The sequence below is a fragment of the Chelatococcus composti genome, assembly GCF_014201415.1.
GTDB lineage: Bacteria > Pseudomonadota > Alphaproteobacteria > Rhizobiales > Beijerinckiaceae > Chelatococcus_A > Chelatococcus_A composti.
In genome coordinates this window covers 20469-41498 of the sequence record NZ_JACHEH010000011.1, presented here as the reverse complement: position 1 = coordinate 41498, position 21030 = coordinate 20469, and the positions used below count along the sequence as shown (strand labels likewise).

Annotated in this window: 18 protein-coding genes and 1 tRNA gene; 10 read left to right on the top strand and 9 right to left on the bottom strand. The window is 67.9% G+C overall.

The window, feature by feature from the left end; genetic code table 11:
- The first annotated feature begins 74 nt into the window (after positions 1 to 74).
- The gene (locus HNQ73_RS17025; protein ID WP_183336475.1) at positions 75 to 2318 is read left to right on the top strand and encodes a heavy metal translocating P-type ATPase; all 2244 of its coding nucleotides are present in this window, start codon (positions 75 to 77) and stop codon (positions 2316 to 2318) included.
- A gap of 21 nt (positions 2319 to 2339) precedes the next feature.
- On the opposite strand, the gene HNQ73_RS17020 is transcribed toward HNQ73_RS17025, so the two are convergent.
- The 3 genes from HNQ73_RS17020 to HNQ73_RS17010 all read right to left on the bottom strand — a co-directional run bounded on the left by HNQ73_RS17020 (position 2340) and on the right by HNQ73_RS17010 (position 5340).
- Complete coding sequence (locus HNQ73_RS17020; RefSeq protein WP_183336473.1) at positions 2340 to 3467, bottom strand: PLP-dependent cysteine synthase family protein; 1128 nt, start codon at positions 3465 to 3467, stop codon at positions 2340 to 2342.
- Between the two features lie 365 nt (positions 3468 to 3832).
- Positions 3833 to 4609: an SDR family oxidoreductase gene (locus HNQ73_RS17015; RefSeq protein ID WP_183336471.1), complete on the bottom strand. Its 777-nt coding sequence runs from the start codon at positions 4607 to 4609 to the stop codon at positions 3833 to 3835.
- A gap of 32 nt (positions 4610 to 4641) precedes the next feature.
- Positions 4642 to 5340: a GntR family transcriptional regulator gene (locus HNQ73_RS17010; protein ID WP_183336469.1), complete on the bottom strand. Its 699-nt coding sequence runs from the start codon at positions 5338 to 5340 to the stop codon at positions 4642 to 4644.
- A gap of 209 nt (positions 5341 to 5549) precedes the next feature.
- On the opposite strand from HNQ73_RS17010, the gene HNQ73_RS17005 reads away from it, so the two are divergent.
- The 6 genes from HNQ73_RS17005 to HNQ73_RS16980 all read left to right on the top strand — a co-directional run bounded on the left by HNQ73_RS17005 (position 5550) and on the right by HNQ73_RS16980 (position 12760).
- Positions 5550 to 6803, top strand: a complete 1254-nt coding sequence (locus tag HNQ73_RS17005; RefSeq protein WP_183336467.1) for an ABC transporter substrate-binding protein — start codon at positions 5550 to 5552, stop codon at positions 6801 to 6803.
- 184 nt (positions 6804 to 6987) lie between these two features.
- Positions 6988 to 7866, top strand: coding sequence for a branched-chain amino acid ABC transporter permease (locus HNQ73_RS17000; RefSeq protein ID WP_183336465.1), 879 nt, complete (start codon positions 6988 to 6990; stop codon positions 7864 to 7866).
- Positions 7867 to 7876: 10 nt separating this feature from the next.
- Positions 7877 to 10390 carry a branched-chain amino acid ABC transporter ATP-binding protein/permease gene (locus HNQ73_RS16995; protein ID WP_183336463.1) on the top strand — a complete coding sequence of 838 codons (2514 nt, stop codon included), beginning with the start codon at positions 7877 to 7879 and terminating at the stop codon, positions 10388 to 10390.
- A 92-nt stretch (positions 10391 to 10482) separates the two neighbouring features.
- Positions 10483 to 11418, top strand: coding sequence for a 3-hydroxyacyl-CoA dehydrogenase (locus HNQ73_RS16990; protein ID WP_183336456.1), 936 nt, complete (start codon positions 10483 to 10485; stop codon positions 11416 to 11418).
- A 32-nt stretch (positions 11419 to 11450) separates the two neighbouring features.
- Positions 11451 to 12374, top strand: a complete 924-nt coding sequence (kce, locus tag HNQ73_RS16985; RefSeq protein WP_183336455.1) for a 3,5-dioxohexanoate:acetyl-CoA acetone transferase — start codon at positions 11451 to 11453, stop codon at positions 12372 to 12374.
- A gap of 188 nt (positions 12375 to 12562) precedes the next feature.
- The gene (locus HNQ73_RS16980) at positions 12563 to 12760 is read left to right on the top strand and encodes a hypothetical protein (RefSeq protein ID WP_183336454.1); all 198 of its coding nucleotides are present in this window, start codon (positions 12563 to 12565) and stop codon (positions 12758 to 12760) included.
- Between the two features lie 68 nt (positions 12761 to 12828).
- On the opposite strand, the gene HNQ73_RS16975 is transcribed toward HNQ73_RS16980, so the two are convergent.
- Positions 12829 to 15237 carry a transketolase gene (locus HNQ73_RS16975; protein ID WP_183336452.1) on the bottom strand — a complete coding sequence of 803 codons (2409 nt, stop codon included), beginning with the start codon at positions 15235 to 15237 and terminating at the stop codon, positions 12829 to 12831.
- A gap of 135 nt (positions 15238 to 15372) precedes the next feature.
- On the opposite strand from HNQ73_RS16975, the gene HNQ73_RS16970 reads away from it, so the two are divergent.
- Positions 15373 to 15849 carry an Lrp/AsnC family transcriptional regulator gene (locus tag HNQ73_RS16970; RefSeq protein WP_183336450.1) on the top strand — a complete coding sequence of 159 codons (477 nt, stop codon included), beginning with the start codon at positions 15373 to 15375 and terminating at the stop codon, positions 15847 to 15849.
- Positions 15850 to 15903: 54 nt separating this feature from the next.
- Here HNQ73_RS16970 and HNQ73_RS16965 read toward each other — a convergent pair.
- A tRNA-Leu gene (locus HNQ73_RS16965) sits at positions 15904 to 15988 on the bottom strand.
- Positions 15989 to 16249: 261 nt separating this feature from the next.
- Here HNQ73_RS16965 and HNQ73_RS16960 point away from each other — a divergent pair.
- Positions 16250 to 16831 (top strand): YqaA family protein, encoded by a 582-nt coding sequence (locus HNQ73_RS16960; protein WP_183336448.1) that lies wholly within the window; start codon positions 16250 to 16252, stop codon positions 16829 to 16831.
- Between the two features lie 105 nt (positions 16832 to 16936).
- Positions 16937 to 17458, top strand: a complete 522-nt coding sequence (locus tag HNQ73_RS16955) for a disulfide bond formation protein B (RefSeq protein WP_183336446.1) — start codon at positions 16937 to 16939, stop codon at positions 17456 to 17458.
- On the opposite strand, the gene HNQ73_RS16950 is transcribed toward HNQ73_RS16955, so the two are convergent.
- From HNQ73_RS16950 to HNQ73_RS16935, 4 genes are all read right to left on the bottom strand, one after another.
- On the bottom strand, positions 17459 to 18031 hold the full coding sequence (locus HNQ73_RS16950; RefSeq protein ID WP_183336444.1) for an HNH endonuclease: 573 nt from the start codon (positions 18029 to 18031) through the stop codon (positions 17459 to 17461).
- A 145-nt stretch (positions 18032 to 18176) separates the two neighbouring features.
- A complete protein-coding gene (locus tag HNQ73_RS16945) occupies positions 18177 to 19058 on the bottom strand; it encodes a 3-hydroxybutyryl-CoA dehydrogenase (RefSeq protein ID WP_183336442.1) in 882 nt (293 codons plus the stop codon).
- 171 nt (positions 19059 to 19229) lie between these two features.
- The gene (locus tag HNQ73_RS16940) at positions 19230 to 20174 is read right to left on the bottom strand and encodes an electron transfer flavoprotein subunit alpha/FixB family protein (protein ID WP_183336440.1); all 945 of its coding nucleotides are present in this window, start codon (positions 20172 to 20174) and stop codon (positions 19230 to 19232) included.
- Between the two features lies 1 nt (position 20175).
- Positions 20176 to 20925, bottom strand: a complete 750-nt coding sequence (locus tag HNQ73_RS16935; RefSeq protein WP_183336438.1) for an electron transfer flavoprotein subunit beta/FixA family protein — start codon at positions 20923 to 20925, stop codon at positions 20176 to 20178.
- Positions 20926 to 21030: the final 105 nt, after the last annotated feature.

Here is a 21030-nt window from a genome sequence, read left to right as displayed (position 1 = left end):
GGCGTCGGAAGCCGTTTGACCCTGTAGCGGCTACAGGGATTATGGTGTCAGCCTGACCAGAAACGGACAGGCCCATGCACACCGGCTTCCACTCCACCGCGCACCCGCCTGCGGAGGCGGGCGGCTGCTGCGGCCACCACCACGCCTACGACGGGCACCACGATCATGCCACGGCTGCCGCGGAGCCCTCGCCGGCGGCCTTCACGTGGCGCGTCGAGGGGATGGACTGCGCAAGCTGCGTCGCCACCATCGACAAGGCCCTGTCGCGTCTGCCGGGCATCTCCGGCGTCAGCGTCTCGCTCGCGAGGGAAACGGTCTCCCTCGACCTGAACGGCGACACGACGGCCGGCGAGATCGAGGCGCTGCTCGGGCGCCTCGGCTATCGCGCGTCCCGGCTCGGCTCGCCTGCGGGAAGCGGGGCAGGGGCCGTCGCGCCCCGGCCGGCCGGTTCACCGCCGTGGTGGACGACCAGCAAGGGCCGCATCGCCACTGCAGCCGGGCTGCTCCTCGTGGTCGCCTATGGCATAGGGCTTCTCGACGCGCGCCTTGCCGACGCCGCCTTCGCCGTGGCGAGCCTCGTCGCAGCCGCGCCCGTTGCCCTCACCGCATTGCGCAAGGCCGCGGCCGGTGCGCCGATGACCATCGAGATGCTGATGACGGTGGCCGTCGCCGGCGCGCTCGTCATCGGTGCGGTGGAGGAGGCGGCCATCGTCGTCTTCCTGTTTTGCATCGGCGAGGTGCTGGAAGGCGTGGCGGCCGAGAAGGCCCGCTCCGGCATCCGCGCCCTTGCCGCGCTCGTCCCGCAGACGGCCCGGCGGGAGGTCGGCGGGCGGCTTGAGGAGGTTCCGGCGGAGGCTCTCGCCGTCGGCGATGTCGTGCTGGTAAGGCCCGGCGACAGGGTGCCGGCCGATGGCGTCATCCTCGAGGGGCACTCGAGCCTCGACGAATCGCCGATCACCGGCGAATCCGTGCCCGTTGCCAAGGGGCCGGGGGACAAGGTCTTTGCCGGTGCAGTCAACGCCGAGGCGGCCCTGCGCGTGAGCGTGGAGGCGGCGGCGGCGGACAATCTCATCGCCCGCATCGTCCACCTTGTGGAGGAGGCGCAGGACGCAAGGGCGCCCACCGCGCGCTTCATCGACGCGTTCGCCCGTTGGTATATGCCGCTCGTGGTGGCGCTCGCCGTCGCGGTGGCCGTCGCGCCGCCGCTGCTCGCGGGCGGGGACTGGACCACATGGATCTATCGCGGCCTGGCGCTGCTGCTCATCGGCTGCCCCTGCGCGCTCGTCATCTCGGTACCGGCGGCCATGGCCTCGGCCCTCTCCTCGGCGGCGCGCAACGGCCTGCTGGTCAAGGGCGGCGCCGTCATCGAGCGGCTGGCGGGCATCGATACCGTCGCCTTCGACAAGACGGGGACGCTGACCGTCGGCCGCCCCGCAGTCACCGACGTGCTGCCGCTCGGCACACATGACACGGCCCGTCTCCTCGCGCTCGCCGCGGCGGTTGAGCGCGGTTCCAGCCACCCGCTCGCGGCGGCCATCGCCGCCCGCGCGGCGCAGCAGGGCGTGGAGCCGCCAGCGGCCTCGGACGTGCGTGCCCTGCCCGGCAAGGGCATGGAGGGGACGGTGGACGGCCTGTCCGTCTTCGTCGGCGCGCCGTCCTTCGCCGCCGAGCGGGCGCAGCTCGACGAGAGCGTGCGTGCGTCGGTCGAGGCGCTGGAGGGAGCGGGCAAGACCGTCGTCGTCGTTGTGGCCGGCGGCGAGGCCGCGGGCCTCGTCGCCCTGCGCGACGAGCCACGGGCGGATGCCGGCGAGGCAGTGGCGGAACTCGCTGCGCTCGGCGTCGGCAGCGTCATGCTGAGCGGCGATAATCCGCGCACGGCGGCGGCCATTGGCAATGCGCTGGGCGTCGAGGCGCGGGGCGGCATGCTGCCGGCCGACAAGGCCGTGGCCATCGGCGAACTCGCCGCCCGGCGGCGCATCGCCATGGTCGGCGACGGCATCAACGATGCGCCGGCTCTGGCGCGGGCCCATGTCGGCATCGCCATGGGGGGAGGGAGCGACGTGGCGCTCGAAACGGCCGACGCGGCCCTGTTGCACGACCGCGTGCGCGACGTGCCGGTGCTGCTGCGCCTTGCGCGCGCGACCATGGCCAACGTGCGCCAGAACATCGCCGTCGCCCTGGGGCTCAAGGTGCTCTTTCTCGTTACCACCGTGGTCGGTGCGACAGGACTGTGGATGGCCATCCTGGCGGACACCGGCGCGACCGTGCTCGTCACGCTTAACGCGCTGCGGCTGCTGGCCTTCTTCCGCCATGCATGACGCGGGCCTTGCGGGCGGCGGTCAGCAAGGCTGGGTCAGCGCAAGGCCGCAGCCATCCAGAAAGCGCAGCATCTTCTCGCGCCAGGGGGTCGTGTCGATGCGGCGCCCGGCGAGCCAGGCGGGGTCGTAATAGGTGGAGCTATAGCGCTCGCCTGCGTCGCACAGCAGCGTGACGACGGAGCCCCTGAGGCCGGCCGTCATCATTTCGCTGACGATGGTGGCGACGGCCCACATGTTTGTGCCCGTGGAACCGCCGACCCGCCGGCCAAGAAGCTCGCTCGTCACCTGCATGGCGGCGATGCTCGCCGCATCGGGCACGGCGATCATCCGGTCCACCACCTCGGGGACGAAGGAGGGCTCGACGCGAGGCCGGCCGATGCCCTCGATGATGCTGTCGCAGCGGTCGAGCTCGGTGATCGACCGGTCGGCATAGTGCCGGTGGAAGACGGAGCCCTCGGGATCCGCCACGCACAGCCGCGTCGCGTACTTCTGGTAGCGGATGTAGCGGCCGAGCGTCGCCGAGGTGCCGCCGGTGCCGGCGCCGCACACGAGCCAGACCGGAATGGGCGAGGGCTCGAGACGCATCTGCGTGAAGATGGATTCGGCGATGTTGTTGTTGCCGCGCCAGTCTGTCGCCCGCTCGGCATAGGTGAACTGGTCGAGATAGTGGCCGCCGGTCTCGATGGCGAGGCGGCGCGCCGTCTCGTAGACCGCCTTCGGATCGTCGACGAAATGGCTCTCGCCGCCGTGGAAGGCGATGGCGGCCACCTTCTCCGGCGAGGTGGAGCGCGGCATCACCGCGATGAAGCGCAGGCCGAGGAGCCGGGCGAAATAGGCTTCCGACACGGCGGTCGAGCCGCTGGAGGCCTCGACCAGCGTCGTCGTGGGACCGATCTGCCCGTTGCAGAGGCCGTAGAGGATAAGCGAGCGGGCGAGCCGGTGCTTGAGGCTGCCGGTCGGATGGCTCGATTCGTCCTTCAGGTAAAGCGTGATGCCCGGCGCCTTGGGCAGGTCGAGCCGCACCAGATGCGTGTCGGCCGAGCGGTTGAAGTCCGCCTCGATGCGGGCAATCGCCTCGTTGAGCCAGGCGCGGTCACTGGTCTTTGCCGCGGCGGCTTGCGGGAATTCGTCGGCAGGAAGGGTTCTCATGCCCGCAGGCTAGCAGCGCCTGTGCGCAATGGGTTTGCTTTGTCGTGTCCGTCCTTCGCCTCCTGGGAGAAAGATTTTTCCGGCAAGCCCGCCTTTGCGAGGCTGGCTTTGCGGCCAAAAAAACCGGCCGGATGCGGGCATCCGGCCGGCGTCGCTGAAGGCTGCGCCTTTTCGGCGCTTGTCAGACCCCCCCTCTGGGTCTTCAGGCGAATCAAAGCATCAACCGTGCCAAATGCAAAGGGCCAGCAAATGCCGGGGGGCCTTGCTTCAACCGGGCGGGAAGACGCCGGCTGGCGCCCGAAAAGGCGCCAATGTGTGCTGCCGCTGCACAATGCGGCGGCAGGCGGGGCAACAGGAGGCCAGGGTCAGCTCAGCATCTGGGTGTCGCCGCAGATGGAGATAGCCTGGCCGGAAATGGTGCGCCCGCGGGGGCTCGCGAGGAAGACGATCTGGTCCGCGATCTGCTGGGGCGTGACGTATTCCTTGATGGAGGTGAAGGAGAAGGCGCGCTCCTCCATCTCCCTGAAGCTCAGGCCGCGCTGCTGCGCCTTTGCCTCGAGCACGCGCCGCTGCCGGTCGCCCGCGACGAGCCCCGGCAGGATGGCATTGACGCGGATGCGATCCTCCCCGAGCTCGATGGAGAGCGATTTCGTGAAGCCGATGACGCCCCATTTGGCGGCGGCATAGGGCGAGCGCAGTGCGAAGCCGAGGCGCCCCGCCACCGAGGCGATGTTGATGATGGAAGCGTTGCTGCTGCGCCGAAGGTAAGGCACCGCGAGGCGCGCGCAGTTGAACTGGCCGGTGAGGCACACGGCGACGCAGCGGTCCCAGTCCTCCGGGTTGATCTCGTCCACCTTGCCCGTCGGCCCGGCGATCCCGGCGTTGTTGACGAGCACGTCGAGCCCGCCGAGCGCGGCAATAGCCTCGTCGAACAGGCGCGCCACCGCGGCCCGGTCCGCGACGTCGCACACCGAACGGGTCAGCGCCGGGTCGGTCTTCGCCAGCGCGTCGAGCGCTTCCTTATCGACGTCGCACACATGCACCCGGGCGCCCTCGCGCACGAAGGCCCGGGCGATTTCGAGGCCAATGCCGTTCGCGCCGGCCGTGACCAGCACGTTGAGGCCCCTGATGTTGAGATCCATTGCCCTCTCCGTTCCGTCCCTGTGGTTCTTCTTCAGTCGGCGAGCTGCCCGCGGGAGATGATGAACTCGGCCGCATTGCTGATGTCCTCGGCGATGGCGGCGCGCGCCGCAGCGCCATCCCTGGCGATGATGGCGGCGAGGGCTGCGGCGTGCCGCTCCCGCGCGCCGCCGCTCGCCAGCCGGTGCGGGTTGGCCCTGAGGTCGAGGTTGAGGATAGGGCCGACCTTCAGCCACAGCCCGCGGATGATCTCGACGAGGATCGGCGAGCGCGCCGCCTCGTAGATGGCGAAATGCAGGTTCTTGTTGAGCTCGACCGACAGCGGCGCGTCGGGCTTTTCAGCATAGCTCTCCCGCCGGAACGCCTCCTCGGCGCGGGCGATGGCGGCAAGATCCTCGTCGTTGCGCAGGAGAGCCGCCTGTTCTGCCGCATAGCCCTCGATCTCGATGCGCACGCGCGCGAGGTCACGGAACCGCTCCGTCGTCATGATCGGCACGCGCACGGCCCGGTTGGGCGTCACCTCGAGCGCCCCGTCAGCCACGAGCCGGCTCACCGCCTCGCGCACCGGCATCATCGAGACACCGAGCGCCTCTGCCGCGCCCCGGAGGGACAGCCTGTCGCCCGGCGCCAGCCGGCCGGACACGAGAAGCTCGCTGAGCTGGGCATAGGTGCGGTCACCCAGCGTTTGGCGGGTGAGCGGCGCGATCTCGTTGAGGGCGGGGGCGAGCGGCACGGGCAACCTCAAAAAGGACTCGACATCGGCCGAGATATGGGAAAACCTAACTGTGATCACAGATCACGGCAAGCTGCGAACGCGTCCGGTCAGAGATGCGGTGCTTGCGGGGCTTCGGCCCCGGTGACTGGGATGGCCGACGCCGCAGCGTCGGTCGAGGGGGATGGAAACGGCGCCGCATGCAGCGGCCAGAACCCAAGGGGGAGGTCATGACAACCAAGGATCATCTGTCCCGTCGCGGTCTGCTCAAAGGGGCGGCCGGCACGGCGCTCGTCGCCGGGCTCGGCATGCCGGCCATCGTGCGCGCACAGTCCGACGTCATCCGCTTCGGCCATCTCACGCCCCGCACGGGTTTCCTCGGCCCGCTCGGCGAATATGCCGTCATGGCCGCCGATCTGGCGGTGGAAGAGATCAACGCCTCCGGCGGCATCCTCGGTCGCAAGGTCGAGATCCTGAAGGAGGATTCGGTCAATCCACAAACCGCGTCCACCAAGGCTGAGCGCATGGTGGAGCGTGACAAGGTGGCGTGCATCATCGGCGAGATTTCCTCGGCCTCCTGCCTCACCATCGCCCAGGTCGCCCAGCGCACGAAGACGCTCTTCGTCAACACCGGCGGCAATTCCGACGCGCTGCGGGGCAAGGACTGCAAGCGCTTCATGTTCCATGTGGAGTCACAGAACTCCATGTACGTGAAATCGGTCGGCCGTTCCTTCTTGGAGGAGGGGCTGGTCAAGGGCAAGAAGTGGTATTCGCTCACTGCCGACTATGCCTTCGGGCACGACCTGCTCTCGGTCGCCAAGCGATTCATGGAGGCCAACGGCGGCGAGTTCGTGGGCGATGAACTCGTGCCGACCGACGCGACAGACTTCTCCGCCTATCTCATCAAGATCCGCTCGGCGAACCCGGACCTCGTGGTGCTCAACCTCGCCGGTGCGCAGATTACCAACTTCCTCAAGCAGTATGCCGAGTTCGGCCTCACCTTCCCCATCGGCGGCTTCGGCTTCGACACGGCGCTCGCCTGGGCAGCCGGGAAGGGCAACTTCGTGGGCACCTGGCCGGTGGTGTGGCACCACCTCCTCGAGACGCCCGGCTCGAAGGCCTTCACCGAGGCCTTCGTCAAGAAGTACGGCAAGCCGCCGGAAAACCAGGCCTGGGGCGAGTACGTCGCACTCAAGATCATTGCCCAGTCGATGAACGAGCTGAAGTCGACAGACTCCGAGAAGCTCGTCGAGCACTGGGAAAAGGGGGCGAAGTTCGACGTGCTGAAGACGCGCGAGGGCTACTTCCGCGACTTCGACCACCAGCTCATGCACGAGATGTACGCCATCACGGCGCTGCCGGCGGACAAGATCACCAACGAGTGGGACATCTTCACCTCCTCCGGCCCCGTGCCGGGGCCGAACGAGCCGCTCGACGCGATCGCAGCGACGCGCGAGGAGAACGCCTGCACCTTCCAGGCCTGAGTTTTCCTCTCTCATACCGGGGCCGGCGCGGCCGGCCCCGGTCACGCCATGTCGCGCGGGCTGGAGCTGTCCGTCCGCCCGCCCGCGGATGCCCGCCTCTTTCAAGAGCACGCCCTGGGATTCCGTGGCGCAGGGAGAGGGGAGGAGACGCCCCTTGCCGTAACGACCGCCGGAGCATGACCTCGTGACCTTCACGCTCTTTCTCCAGCAGGTGCTCAACGGCCTGCTCGACGGTGTGTACTACCTGCTCATCGCGCTCGGCCTGTCGCTGATCTTCTCGCTCGGCGGCATCGTCAACCTGGCGCACGGCGCCTTCTATGCCATCGGCGCCTATCTGACGCTCGTCCTGTCGCCCTACATCGGCTTCGGCGGTTCCTTCGTCGTCTCGCCGGTCGCAGTGGCGCTGCTCGGCGTACTCATCGAGCGTGTCCTGTTCACGCGCTTCTACCGCACCGATCCCATCTATTCGCTGCTGCTCACCTTCGGGCTCGCGATGGTCGCGGAGCAGGCGCTGCGCATGATCTTCGGCGCGCCGCCCCTGTCCTATTCCATCCCGCAGGCCTTGCGGGGGCAGGTGTTCATCGGCGATTTCATCTACTCCTTCTACCGCTCGATCCTGCTGCTCGTCGCCGTGGCCTGCGTTGCCGCGCTGTGGTTCCTGCTGCAGAAGACGGCCTTCGGCCGCGTCGTACGGGCGGGCGTACAGAATCCGGACATGGTGGGGGCGCTCGGCATCTCGCTGCAGCCCTACATGTCGGCCGTTGCGGCCCTTGGCATCGGCCTTGCCGGGCTCGCCGGCGTGTTGCTGGCGCCGATCTATTCCGTCCATCCCGCCATGGGGGCGGAGATCATCACGCCGGCCTTCGTCGTCGTCGTGATCGGCGGGCTCGGCTCCTTCTGGGGTGTCGTCGTCGCGGCAGTGCTCGTCGGCCTCGTCAAGGGCCTGATGGTGGCGTTCGGCTATTCCGCCGGCTCCACCGCCGCCATCTACCTCCTCATGTTCCTCGTCCTCCTGTTCAGGCCGCGTGGCCTGTTCGGCGAGCGCATCACCCGCTTCGAGTGAGGCGCATCAGATGAAGCGATATTCCCCGCTCGTCATCGCAGCCGTCGGGCTCCTCGCCCTGCCGCCCGTGCTGCTGGCGCTTGGCCTCACCATGACCTCGGCGGCGGAGGTGGTCATCTTCGCCATCGCCTGCATGGCGCTGAACATCCTGGCCGGCCACACCGGGCTCATCTCCTTCGGCCACGGGGCCTGGTTCGGCATGGCGGCCTACATCGCCGGCATCGCCCAGCGCGAGCTCTTTCCAGGCTCGTTCGTGGCGCCCGTCCTCCTCGGCCTCGGTGCCGTGCTCGTCGTCTCGACGGTGTTCGGCTATCTCATCCTGCGCCGCCGCGGCGTCTATTTCTCGCTGATGACGCTGGCGCTTGCCGCCATGCTCTATGTCGTCGCCTTCCGCTGGACGGAGGTGACCGGCGGCGAGAACGGGCTCGGGGGCATCACGCGCCCGCAGTGGTTCGGCATCGACTTCGAGAGTTCCACCGCCTGGTACTGGTTCGTGGCTGCGGTCGGCTTCCTCGTGGTCGTGCTGCTGTGGCGCTTCCACAACTCGCCTGTCGGCACCGTGCTCGTCGCTATCCGCGAGAACGAGCAGCGCGCGCGTTTCCTCGGCTACGCGACGAACCGCTACAAGCTCATCGCCTTCGTCGTCTCGGCGGTCATCACCGGCCTTGCCGGCATGCTGCTGCTCTACAAGAACCGCATGACCTCGGCCGAGCCGCTGTCGGTGGCCTTTTCCGGCGAGCTGCTTGCCATGGTCGTCATCGGAGGGATGCGCAGCTTCCTCGGGCCTGCGCTCGGGGCGCTGTTCTTCATCCTCTTCCGCGAGTTCCTGTCGATCTACACAGAGAACTGGCTGTTCTGGTTCGGCCTGCTCTTCGTCGCCTTCATCGTCTTTTCGCCCACCGGCCTCATCGGCATCGGCGAGCGTGTTCTCGCGCCCTTCCGCAGGAAGGCGGAGGAGGCCGCCGCGATGGCATCGCGCAAGGTGGAGGACCTGCCGCTGCCAGACTTCCTGAAGCCCGCCGAACAGTCGGACGGCGCACTGCTCGAGGCGCGCGGCGTCGTCAAGCACTTCGGCGGGATCAAGGCCGTCCAGGGCCTCGACATCGCCGTCAGGGACCGCACCCTGCACGCGCTCATCGGCCCCAATGGCGCCGGCAAGACAACGGCCTTCAACCTGCTGTCGGGCATGTACGTGCCGGACGAGGGCACCATCACGCTCGCCGGGCGCTCCATCGCCGGCATGGCGCCGGAGAAGATCTGCCGCGCCGGCATCGGCCGCTCGTTCCAGATCACCAACCTCTTCCCGGCGCTCAGTGTGGAGGAGAACATCCGCCTTGCCGTCCAGGCGCGCCACCCGGCGCGGTTCAACCTGTTCCGGCAGGCGCACGCGATCGAGGACATCAACCGCGAGACGACCGAGCTCATGCGCTATCTCGGCGTCGCCGGCATCGAGCGCGCGGAGGCCGGCTCGCTCTCCTACGGCGGCCAGCGCTTGCTCGACATGGGCCTGGCGCTCGCCACGCGGCCGCGCATGCTGCTGCTCGACGAGCCGCTCGCCGGCCTCGCCGCGGCCGAGCGCGAGCGCATCGGCAACATCATCAAGCGCCTGTCGGCCGACGTGCCGGTGCTGCTCGTCGAGCACGACATCGACCGCGTCTTCAAGCTTGCCGACCATGTGACGGTGATGAACGAGGGGCGCGTGCTGCTCGACGGCACCGTGGAGGACGCGCGCTCGAGCCCGAAGGTGCAGGAGGTCTACATCGGCTCCGGCGCCGCCCACGTCGCGGCCAAGCCCCGCGAGACGGCGGCGCGCCCGGAGCCCATCCTGACGCTCGACGACGTCCACACCTACTACGGCAAGAGCCACATCCTGAACGGCGTCAGCTTCACCGTGCACCAGAACGAGATCGTGGCGCTGCTCGGCCGCAACGGTGCGGGCAAGTCCACGCTGCTGAAGTCGCTCGTCGGCATCGCGCCGGCGGCGCGCGGCTCCGTCCGCCTGGCGGGCGAGGAGCTCGTTGGTCGTCCTCCGGCGGAGGTCGCACGCCTCGGCATCGGCTACGTGCCGCAGGGGCGGGGCCTCTTTGCCGGCATGACGGTGGCCGAGAACCTGGAACTCGGCCGCCTCAAGCGCCGCACGGGCAACGGCATCCACTGGGATCTGGAGCGTATCTTCGACTACTTCCCCCGCATCCGGGAGCGGCTCGACACACCGGCCGACTACCTGTCCGGCGGCGAGCAGCAGATGGTGGCAGTGGCGCGGGCGCTGTCGGGCGACGTGCGCGTGCTGCTGCTCGACGAGCCCTTCGAGGGCCTCGCCCCGGCGGTGGTCGAGCAGCTTTTCGAGAGTTTCGACCGCCTGCGCAGGGAAGTCGCCATCATCATCGTCGACCATCACCTCGATCTGGCGCTCGCCCTGTCCGACCAGACGGTGGCGCTGGAGCGCGGCGAGGTCATCCACGCCGGCCCGTCCAAGGCGCTGCGCGAGGATCTCGACCTGCGCCGCAAGGTGCTGTGGCTGTGAGGAAGGATCGCTTCTCCCCGCCGGGGAGCGGGCGAGGCGGAGCGCCGCCGTGGCGTTCCCTCGAGGAACAGTCGTTTGGGAGAACCTGACACATGCCAACCGCCGCCATTGTTGGATCGGGCCTCATCGGCCGGGCCTGGGCCATCGTCTTCGCCCGTGCCGGCTGGGACGTGCGCCTCTGGGATCCGCATCGGCCAACCCTCGCTGACGCGCCGACGCTCATAGCCTGCGAATGCGAGGAACTCGCCCGCCACGGGCTCGTCGACGATGCGGCAGCCGTGGCCGCCCGGGCGCGCGCCGCAGGCTCCCTCGCCGAGGCGGTGGACGAGGCGGACATCGTGCAGGAGAACGGGCCGGAGAAGCTGGAGGCCAAGCGGGCCATCTACAGCGATCTCGACCGGCTGGCGAAGCCCGACGCCATCCTCGCCTCCTCGACGTCGGCCATCGTCGCCTCCCGCTTCACCGAGGATCTGCCGGGCCGCGCGCGCTGCCTCGTCGCTCATCCCGTCAACCCGCCGCACCTCGTGCCGGTGGTGGAGCTGTGCGGTGCGCCGTGGACGTCGCCCCAGACGATGGAACGCGCCCGCGCCATCTACCAGGCCGTCGGCCAGGTGCCCATCACCGTGCGCAAGGAGATCGACGGCTTCATCCTCAACCGCCTGCAGGGGGCGCTTCTCGCGGAAGCCTTCCGCCTCGTCGAGGAAGGCTACGTCTCGCCGCAGGATCTCGACCACACCGTCAAGGACGGGCTGGGCCTGCGCTGGTCCTTCATGGGGCCGTTCGAGACCATCGAGCTCAACGCGCCCGGCGGCATGGCCGACTACTGTGCCCGCTACACCGGCTTTTACAGGCGCCTTGCGGCCGACCCGGCCCCGCCGGAGGTCTACGATCCGCAGAATGTCGAGAAGATTCTCGCTGCCTGGCACGGCTCCGGCAGCCCCGAGCGCATCGCCGCGCGCAGCGAGTGGCGCAACCGGCGCCTTGCCGCGCTCGCCGCGCACAAGGCGAGCGCCCCCCGCGAACCCTGACGTCCTTCCTCCCAGAACATCTGGAGTGTCACATGGCCCGCAAAGTCATCATCACCTGCGCCGTCACCGGAGCCATCCACACGCCCTCCATGTCGCCCGCCCTGCCGGTGACGCCGGAGGAGATCGCGGACGCCGCCATCGGCGCCGCCGAGGCCGGGGCGGCCATCGTCCACCTGCACGCCCGCAACCCCAAGACCGGCCAGCCCGACCAGTCGGCCGAGGCCTTCGAGCCCTTCCTCAAGATCATCAAGCAGCGCTCGAACTGCGTGGTGAACCTGACGACGGGCGGCGCGCCCTACATGACGGTCCAGGAGCGCGTAAAGCCCGCCGCGACCTGGAAGCCCGAGGTCGCCTCGCTCAACATGGGCTCCATGAACTTTGGCCTCTTCGGCATGCTGAGGCGCTTCAAGGAATTCAAGCACGACTGGGAGGAAAAACACCTCGCCAACAAGGACATCGTGTTCCGCAATACCTTCCAGGACATCGAATACGTGCTGCGCACGTTGTCGGATTCCGGCACGCGCTTCGAATTCGAGTGCTACGACACGGCCCACCTCTACAATCTGGCGCACTTCCTCGATGCGGGCCTCGTCAGGCCGCCGCTGTTCGTGCAGACGGTCTTCGGCCTGCTCGGCGGCATCGGCGCCCACCCGGAGGATGTGATGCACATGAAGCGCACGGCCGACAGGCTGTTCGGTGACCAGTACCAGTGGTCCGTGCTCGGCGCCGGCCGCAACCAGCTGCCGATCGCGGCCATGGGCGCGGCCATGGGCGGCAATGTGCGCGTGGGGCTGGAGGATTCCCTGTGGGCGGGGCCTGGCAAGCTCGCCGAGTCGAACGCCGAGCAGGTGCGGCTCGCCCGCCAGATCATCGAGGGGCTCGGCCTCGAGATCGCGACGCCGGACGAAGCACGGCAGATCCTCGACCTCAAGGGGGGCGATCAGGTGGCCTTCTGAGGCCGCATGGCGCGGCGACCGGAGGGCAGCGGACGGGCATGGCCGCCCTCGGCGGCCATGTCCGCCCGGGCCGAAGTGTTGCAGCAAAGCCCATCGCTGTGGTGAAGTTGTTCCGCGCGTCTCTTCTTGCTTGCACGCGGGAAGACGCTCATGTCGAATGAGCGGCACCTGAGACTCAAGGAGGTTCCATGCCGCGCTTCGTTGTGGCGCTCGCCGCTGCGGGCTTCGCCCTCACGCTCGCCGCCTGCAATACGTCACGTTCGGGCCCGGGTGGAGACATTCCGTCCGGCACGCCGAAATATGTCGAGGACCAGCTGATCCAGTCGCCCCTGCCGCGGGACGACCGTTTTGGCGGCGATGTGCTCGGCGGCGGTCGCGGGTACTGAGCGCGGCTTGCCCTGACGCCTTGCGAGATGCGGAACCCGGAGGCCGGCGTGCCTCCGGGTTCTTTCGTTCAGCCGAGTGCCCGAAGGTGCCGGATCGGCCGGCCGGGAGCCAGCGTCTGCGCCGCGGTTATGATGGCCTCAGTGTCGATGCCGTAATGCCGGTAGAGGTCGGCGAGGCTGCCCGTCTGCCCGAAATGCTCGACCCCGAGAGAGCGCGTGCGGTGGCCGCCGACAGCGCCGAGCCAGGCGAGCGTCGCCGGGTGGCCGTCGAGCACCGTCACGATGCCGCAGTGGGGCGGCAGCTTCTCGAAAAGCCGCTCGATGTGGCTGCGCGCGTGGACGAGGCCGCGCTCGCGGGCCCGGCTCGCCGCCGTCCAGCCCGCATTGAGGCGATCCGCCGAGGTGACGGCGAGCAGGCCGACGTCGCGCCGGTCCTCGGCCATCAGGCCGACGGCGGCGATCGCCTCCGGCGCGATGGCGCCGGTGTAGGCCACGACGATCTCGGCATTCGGCCCCGGCTCGCGCAGCCAGTAGGCCCCGTCGATGATGTCGCGGGCAAGCTCCGCGCTCATCGTGCGCTGCGGCTGGGCAATGGGGCGCGTCGACAGGCGCAGGTAGACGGAGCCGCCCGTCTCGTCGCGCAGCCATGAGCGCGAGGCGCTGCCGTCATCGTCCCCGTCCTCGCCATTGCGCTGCATGTAGTCGAAGGCAAAGCGCATGATGACGGAAAGCTCGTCGACGAAAGCCGGCTCGAAGGCGGCGAGGCCGTCCTGCGCCATGCCGATGAGCGGGGTTGCGATGGACTGGTGAGCACCCCCTTCGGGCGCCAGCGTGATGCCCGAGGGCGTGGCGGCGAGGAGGAAGCGGGCATCCTGGTAGCAGGCATAGTTCAGCGCATCGAGCCCGCGGGCGATGAAGGGATCGTAGAGCGTGCCGACGGGCAGCAGCCGCTCGCCGAAGAGGCTGTGCGAGAGGCCGAGGGCCGAGAGCATGATGAAGAGGTTCATCTCGGCAATGCCGAGCTCCATGTGCTGGCCCCTGGGCGAGAACTCCCAGTTGTAGGTCGAGGGGATGCGCTCCTGCCTGAACGTGTCCACCATCGTCTCGCGTGCGAAGAGCCCGCGCCGGTTGACCCATGGCCCGAGATTGGTCGACACCGTCACGTCCGGCGAGGTGGTGACGATACGCTCGGCGAGCGCCGTGTCGGAGCGGGCGATCTCGTTGAGCACGAGGCCGAAGCCCTGCTGGGTCGACATTTCTGCCTGCCGCGGCGTCGGCAGTTCCTTCGGCACGGGCACGCGCGCGGCGCGGAGCCGCCGCGGCCCGCGGGCATTGAAGGGCACGGCATCGAGGAAGGCCTGCAGCTTGCGCTCATCGATGTCGAGGCCCTCGAACCTGTCCCATTCGTGCCCAGGGCGGATGTTCATCGCCTTGCGGAAGCCCTCCATCTGGGCCGGCGTCATCAGCCCGGCATGGTTGTCCTTGTGGCCGGCGAGCGGCAGGCCGAAGCCCTTGATGGTATAGGCGATAAAGACCACCGGCCTGTCGTGCGTCTGCGCCTTCTCGAAGGCGGCGAGAAGCGACGGCAGGTCGTGGCCGGCGAGGTTGGTCATCAGCCGCGCCAGCTCCTCGTCGCTGCGCCGCTCGATGAGCGCGGTGACGGGCCCCTGGTCTCCGATGTCGTCGAGGAGGCGCCGGCGCCAGGCGGCGCCGCCCTGGAAGGTCAGCGCCGAATAGAGCTGGTTAGGGCAGGTGTCGATCCAGCGGCGCAGGGCCTCGCCGCCCTCCTCGCGGAACGCCGCCTCCAGCAGGGAGCCGTACTTCAGCGTCACCACCTCCCAGCCGAAGGCGGAGAACAGCGCCTCGAAACGCGCGAACAGGCCCTCGCGGATCACAGCGTCGAGGCTCTGGCGGTTGTAGTCGATGATCCACCAGCAGTTGCGCAGGCCCTGCTTCCAGCCTTCCAGCAGCGCCTCGAAGATGTTGCCCTCGTCCATCTCGGCATCGCCGACGAGGGCGACCATGCGGCCCTCCGGCCAGTCCTTCGCCCAGCCGCGGGCCTTCACGTAGTCCTGAACCAGCGAGGCGAACAGCGTCTGCGCCACGCCGAGGCCGACGGAGCCGGTGGAGAAATCGACATCGTCGATGTCCTTGGTGCGCGAGGGGTAGGACTGGGCGCCCCGATAGGCACGGAAATCGACGAGCTTCTCCTTGCTCTGGTTGCCGAGGAGGTACTGGATGGCGTGGAAGACGGGACTCGCGTGCGGCTTCACCGCCACGCGGTCCTGCGGCCTCAGGGCCGAGAAGTAGAGCGCCGTCATGATGGTGGCGAGCGAGGCGGAGGAGGCCTGGTGCCCACCGATCTTGAGCCCGTCGTCGTTGCCCCTGATGTGGTTGGCGTGGTGGATGGTCCACGTTGCCAGCCACAGCACCTTCTTCTCCAGGGCGGCGAGATAGGCGAGGTGCTCGTCCCTCATGGCAGTCCCTCTGTCTTCTGGGCGGCAACCGCCGCAACAAGGATAGCCTAAGGCGGGCGGCGTGGCAGAACTTGCCAAATTTGCCAGTGCGGGATCTGATTGTGGCAATTATGGAAAGGTGAGACGGCCTTCACGATGAAAAAACGCCACATCGAGCTCGACGCCATCGACCGGCGCATTCTTGCCGCCCTTCAGGAGGATGGGCGCATCACCATCCAGGCGCTGGCGGAGAAGGTCGGCCTCACCACATCGCCCTGCCTGCGCCGCGTGCGCCTGCTCGAGGCGGCCGGCGTCATCCGCGGCTATGTGGCGGTGGTCGACCAGGCGGCCGTTGACCTGCCGGTGAGTGTCTTCATCTCCATCAAGCTCGAGCGCCAGCGGGAGGAGGAGCTCGACCGCTTCGCCGCCACCGTGTCGCGCTGGCCCGAGGTGATGGAGTGCTACCTCATGACCGGCCAGCGCGACTACCTGATGCGCGTCGTCTGCGCCGACCTGCCGGCCTACGAGCGTTTCCTGAAGGAGAAGCTGACACGCCTCGACGGCGTCGCCTCCATCGAGTCGAGCTTCGCGCTGGAGCAGGTCAAGCACACCCACGTGCTGCCGCTGCGCTGACAACTTTTCGGGGCGCCGCAACACGCTCCGGGGGATGGGATCGGAAGGAAAGGATGGTGCGGGCGGTCGGACTCGAACCGACAAGGATTGCTCCGGCGGATTTTGAGTCCGCTGCGTCTACCAATTCCGCCACGCCCGCGCGGCCGGATGCTCGTATACGACAGCCGCCGGCGAAATGCCAGCAGCAGCGCGAAAGAACTTTGTCAATCTATTCCAGTAACATAGGTCCACGCGCCGGTGGATGGGCCCTCAGCCGCAATTCACTGTTTTGGCCGGTTGGCCGGAACCGGCGAGAGCCGCCCGTACCCGAAAGGGGTGGTTCCGCCAACCCGGCATGCCTATAGGTGGCTCCCTCGCGATGGCAATGGACAATCGCCTGTCTGCCCGGTAAGCGAAGCTGATGTTCCGACGCATCTACGACTGGACGCTCTCCCTCGCCAGCCGGCCCCGCGCCACCTGGGCGCTCGGCGCGGTCTCCTTTTCGGAGAGCTCGTTCTTTCCCGTGCCGCCGGATGTTGTCCTCGTGCCCATGGCTCTGGCGCGCCCGGACAGGGCCTGGTTCTATGCCATGGTCTGCACGGTCACTTCGGTCGCCGGCGGCCTCCTCGGCTATGCGATCGGTGCCCTGCTGTATGATTCGCTCGGGCAGTGGCTCATCACGCTCTACGGCTATGGCGACAAGGTGGATGCCTTCCGCAGCGCCTATGCCGAATACGGCCATTGGGTGATCCTGCTGAAGGGGCTGACGCCGATCCCCTACAAGCTCGTCACCATCACCTCGGGCTTCGCCGGCTACGACCTATTCTGGTTTGTGGTCCTGTCCGTCATCACGCGCGGCATCCGCTTCTATCTCGTGGCGGGCGTTATGCATCGCTTCGGCGAACCCATCCGCCGGCTGCTCGATGAGCACCTGACGCTGGTCGCCACCTCTGCCATCGTGCTCATCGTCGGTGGTTTCGCGGCCGCTACCCTGCTTTTCTGACGCTCCGGTTCAGCCGATCGTGAGATGCAAGCTGAAACGGCCTGTGGCCAATTGCATCGCGCGAGGAAACATGCCGCCCTCGGGTGGCGCTGACGGAGGACGAGGATGAACGCATTGGCCGAGTTTCTGGCGAGCCCGCGGCGCGTTGCACTTGCCGTCCTGCTCGCCGCGGCCGTGACGATCGGCGGGGCGCTCGTCTTCGAGCACGGCTTCGGCCTGCGGCCGTGCCCGCTCTGTCTCATGCAGCGCAATCCCTACTACGTGGCGATGCCCGTCGCCCTCGTTCTCGCTCTCCTGCCGCCGCGGCCGGCGCTGGAGCGGGCGAGCGGCATCGGGCTCCTCCTCCTTGCCGTCGTCTTCCTCGTCAGCGCGGGGCTTGGCGTCTATCACGCCGGCGTCGAATGGGGCTGGTGGCTCGGGCCGAGTGACTGCGCCGGCACGGGCGGCCCCAATCCCGCAATGGTCGGCGACTTCCTGCAGAGCCTCAAGAGCGTGCGCGTCGTCAGCTGCACCGAGGCGGCCTGGCGCTTCCTCGGTCTATCGCTGGCGGGCTGGAATGCGGTGATCTCGGTGGCCATCGCGGCCATGGCGGCGCTCGGCGCGAAGGCGGCGCTGACGCGCGGCTGATCAAGGCTCGAGCTCGGTATCCCAGTAGAGATAGTCGAGCCAGCTCTCGTGCAGGTAGTTGGGCGGGAACAGGCGGCCGTTGCGGTGCAGATCCTGCACACTGGGCGCAAAGGGCATCTGGCTCGGCCACATCCCGACATCCTCGGGCAGGCGGTCGCTCTTGCGCAGGTTGCAGGGGGAACAGGCGGTGACGACGTTGTCCCAGGTGGTCTGCCCGCCCTTCGACCGCGGAATGAGATGGTCGAACGTGAGGTCTTCGCGGGAGCCGCAATACTGGCAGGTGAAACGATCGCGGAGAAAAACGTTGAACCGGGTGAACGCGGGTTGTCGTGACGGTTTGACGTAGGTCTTGAGGCAGACGACCGAAGGCAGGCGCATCTCGAAGCTGGGACTTCGGACTGTCCGGTCGTAGTGCGAGAGGATGTTGACCCGGTCGAGGAAGACGGCCTTGATCGCGTCCTGCCAGCCCCAGAGCGACAGAGGATAGTAGCTCAACGGCCTATAGTCGGCGTTGAGAACCAGGGCCGGGCAGGCATCCGGCGACACCGTCGAGTGAGGCACGTGCACCGTCACGGGCGCCTCCGCTGGTTGGGGGCTCGCACGCGACGTGCGAATCCATCAGCGCGGATAGTCTATAAACCGTGTGACGGGCTTGTGAAGCGCCAAGATGGGGGTGGCGGCTGCGCCATTGCCGCAGCCGGCCCCCGGGGAGGACGCCTCAGCGGGTCGGAACCGGATGGTCCCCCCGATAGTCGTAGAAGCCACGCTTCGTCTTGCGGCCGAGCCAGCCGGCCTCGACATACTTCACGAGGAGCGGGCAGGGGCGGTACTTCGAATCGGCGAGTCCGTCGTGCAACACCTGCATGATCGACAGGCAGGTGTCGAGGCCGATGAAGTCGGCCAGCTGCAGCGGCCCCATCGGGTGATTGGCGCCGAGGCGCATGGCCGTGTCGATCGATTCCACCGAGCCGACCCCCTCGTAGAGGGTGTAGATCGCCTCGTTGATCATCGGCAGGAGGATGCGGTTGACGATGAAGGCCGGGAAGTCCTCGGCCAGCGTCGCCGTCTTGCCGAGGCTGGCAACGAACGCCTTGATGGTCTCGAAGGTCGAATCCTCGGTGGCGATGCCGCGGATGATCTCCACGAGCTGCATCACCGGCACAGGATTCATGAAGTGGATGCCGATGAAGCGTTCCGGCCGGTCGGTCGTCGAGGCGAGCCGGGTGATGGAGATCGACGAGGTATTGGTGCCGATGATCGTCTCCGGCGGCAGGGCGGGGCAGAGCGCCTCGAAAATCTTGCGCTTCGTCTCTTCGTTCTCGGTTGCAGCCTCGATGACGAGATCGCAGTTCGACAGCGCCTCGTAGGAGAGGGCGGGCGTGATGCGCTGAAGCGCCTTCTGCTTGTCAGCCTCGGTGATCTGGCCCTTCGCCTCCTGGCGGGAAAGATTGCCGTTGATTGTCGCAAGCCCGGCGTTGATGCGCTCCTCGCTGATGTCATTGAGCGCGACGTCGTAACCGGCGAGGGCGCAGACATGGGCGATGCCGTTGCCCATCTGCCCTGCGCCGATGATGCCTACTGTCCGGATCTGCTGAGACATGAAGTCCAATCCATCCCTGTCGATGCCAGCCGACCATCGCCGGCAGGCGCACGTGGCGGCTCACAAAAGCCAGCGAGCGCGGCAGCCGGCGGCTGTTCCGCGCCCTGTTTTATCACTCTCCAGAGCGAAAGCCACGGAAACCGCTTGCGGCGGTCGCCGTGGCCTGACGCGTCAGCGGCCGATCTTCGCGAGCTCCTCGCCGAATTCCGGCAGGGCAGTGAAGAGATCGGCGACGAGGCCGTAGTCGGCCACCTGGAAAATGGGGGCCTCCTCGTCCTTGTTGATGGCGACGATGACCTTGGAGTCCTTCATGCCGGCAAGGTGCTGGATGGCACCCGAGATGCCGACGGCGATGTAGAGCTCCGGTGCCACGACCTTGCCGGTCTGGCCCACCTGCCAGTCATTCGGCGCATAGCCGGCATCGACCGCCGCGCGCGACGCGCCCATGGCGGCGCCCAGCTTGTCGGCAATGGGCTCGATCACCTTGGTGAAGTTCTCGGCCGAGCCAAGGGCCCGCCCGCCGGAAATGATGATGCGGGCAGAGGTGAGCTCGGGCCGGTCGGACTTCGACAGCTCCTCGCCCTTGAAGGAGGAGAGGCCCGGATCCCGCGCGGCGGCCACGGACTCGATCGGCGCCGAGCCGCCCTGGCCGGTCGCCTGGAAGGCGGCGGTACGCACGGTGATGACCTTCTTGGCCTCGCTCGTCTGAACCGTCTGGATGGCGTTGCCGGCGTAGATCGGCCGCTCGAACGTGTCGGGCGCGACAACCTTGGTGATCTCCGACACCTGCATGACGTCGAGCAGCGCCGCGACGCGGGGCATGACGTTCTTGCCCGTCGTGGTGGCGGGGGCGACGAGGGCATCATAGCCGCTGGCCAGCGACACGATGAGCTCGGCGAGCGGCTCGGCCAGGCGATGCTCGTAGAGCGGGGCATCGGCGAGGAGCACCTTCTCGACACCCTCGAGCTTGGCGGCCGCCTCGGCCACCGCGCCGCAGCCGGCGCCGGCGACGAGGATGTGCACGGGCGCGCCGAGCGCCCGGGCCGCGGTGAGCGCCTTGGCCGTGGCGTCGTTGAGGGTCTTGTTATCGTGTTTGGCGAGAAGCAGCGTCGTCATCTTAGAGAACTCCCGCCTCGTCCTTGAGTTTCTGCACGAGCTCTGCGACCGAGCCCACCTTCACGCCGGCCTTGCGCGCGGGCGGCTCCGTCGTCTTCAGCACCTTGAGGCGCGGCGTCACGTCGACGCCGAGCGCCTCGGGAGTCGTCTCGTCGATGGGCTTCTTCTTCGCCTTCATGATGTTGGGCAGCGAGGCGTAGCGCGGCTCGTTGAGGCGCAGGTCCGTCGTCACGACAGCCGGCAGCTTCAGCGTCACCGTCTGCAGGCCGCCGTCGATCTCGCGCGTCACGTCCACCGTGCCGTCGCCGATCACGACCTTGGACGCGAAGGTGCCCTGCGACCAGCCGAGCAGCGCGGCGAGCATCTGACCGGTCTGGTTGGCGTCGTCGTCGATGGCCTGCTTGCCCATGATGATGAGGCCGGGCGCCTCCTGCTCGACGATCTTCTTCAGTACCTTGGCGACACCCAGCGGATCGGTGGCGATGTCGGTCTTCACGAGGATGCCGCGGTCGGCGCCCATGGCAAGGCCGGTACGGATCGTTTCGGCCGCCTGCTGCGGGCCGATGGATACGACGACGATCTCGCTCGCTTTGCCCGCCTCCTTGAGACGGATGGCCTCTTCGACGGCGATTTCGTCGAAGGGGTTCATCGACATCTTCACGTTGGCGAGCTCAACACCGGAGCCGTCCGCCTTGACGCGGATCTTGACGTTGTAGTCTACGACCCGTTTCACGGGCACCAGGATCTTCATCGACTTAAGTCCTTTCGACCGAGGACCGACATGGCGCGCCCTGTCGTCATGTGGCGGTGCAGCAAAACTGCTCTACCGCCTGCCGCTTCAACAGGCAATCGCATG

Excerpts from the sequence above, each read along its gene's own strand:
- HNQ73_RS17025 (WP_183336475.1), top strand. The coding sequence starts at position 75 with ATGCACACCGGCTTCCACTCCACCGCGCACCCGCCTGCGGAGGCGGGC.
- HNQ73_RS17020 (WP_183336473.1), bottom strand. The coding sequence starts at position 3,467 with ATGAGAACCCTTCCTGCCGACGAATTCCCGCAAGCCGCCGCGGCAAAG.
- HNQ73_RS17015 (WP_183336471.1), bottom strand. The coding sequence starts at position 4,609 with ATGGATCTCAACATCAGGGGCCTCAACGTGCTGGTCACGGCCGGCGCG.
- HNQ73_RS17005 (WP_183336467.1), top strand. The coding sequence starts at position 5,550 with ATGACAACCAAGGATCATCTGTCCCGTCGCGGTCTGCTCAAAGGGGCG.
- HNQ73_RS16995 (WP_183336463.1), top strand. The coding sequence starts at position 7,877 with ATGAAGCGATATTCCCCGCTCGTCATCGCAGCCGTCGGGCTCCTCGCC.
- HNQ73_RS16990 (WP_183336456.1), top strand. The coding sequence starts at position 10,483 with ATGCCAACCGCCGCCATTGTTGGATCGGGCCTCATCGGCCGGGCCTGG.
- kce (WP_183336455.1), top strand. The coding sequence starts at position 11,451 with ATGGCCCGCAAAGTCATCATCACCTGCGCCGTCACCGGAGCCATCCAC.
- HNQ73_RS16980 (WP_183336454.1), top strand. The coding sequence starts at position 12,563 with ATGCCGCGCTTCGTTGTGGCGCTCGCCGCTGCGGGCTTCGCCCTCACG.
- HNQ73_RS16975 (WP_183336452.1), bottom strand. The coding sequence starts at position 15,237 with ATGAGGGACGAGCACCTCGCCTATCTCGCCGCCCTGGAGAAGAAGGTG.
- HNQ73_RS16970 (WP_183336450.1), top strand. The coding sequence starts at position 15,373 with ATGAAAAAACGCCACATCGAGCTCGACGCCATCGACCGGCGCATTCTT.
- HNQ73_RS16960 (WP_183336448.1), top strand. The coding sequence starts at position 16,250 with ATGTTCCGACGCATCTACGACTGGACGCTCTCCCTCGCCAGCCGGCCC.
- HNQ73_RS16955 (WP_183336446.1), top strand. The coding sequence starts at position 16,937 with ATGAACGCATTGGCCGAGTTTCTGGCGAGCCCGCGGCGCGTTGCACTT.
- HNQ73_RS16945 (WP_183336442.1), bottom strand. The coding sequence starts at position 19,058 with ATGTCTCAGCAGATCCGGACAGTAGGCATCATCGGCGCAGGGCAGATG.
- HNQ73_RS16940 (WP_183336440.1), bottom strand. The coding sequence starts at position 20,174 with ATGACGACGCTGCTTCTCGCCAAACACGATAACAAGACCCTCAACGAC.
- HNQ73_RS16935 (WP_183336438.1), bottom strand. The coding sequence starts at position 20,925 with ATGAAGATCCTGGTGCCCGTGAAACGGGTCGTAGACTACAACGTCAAG.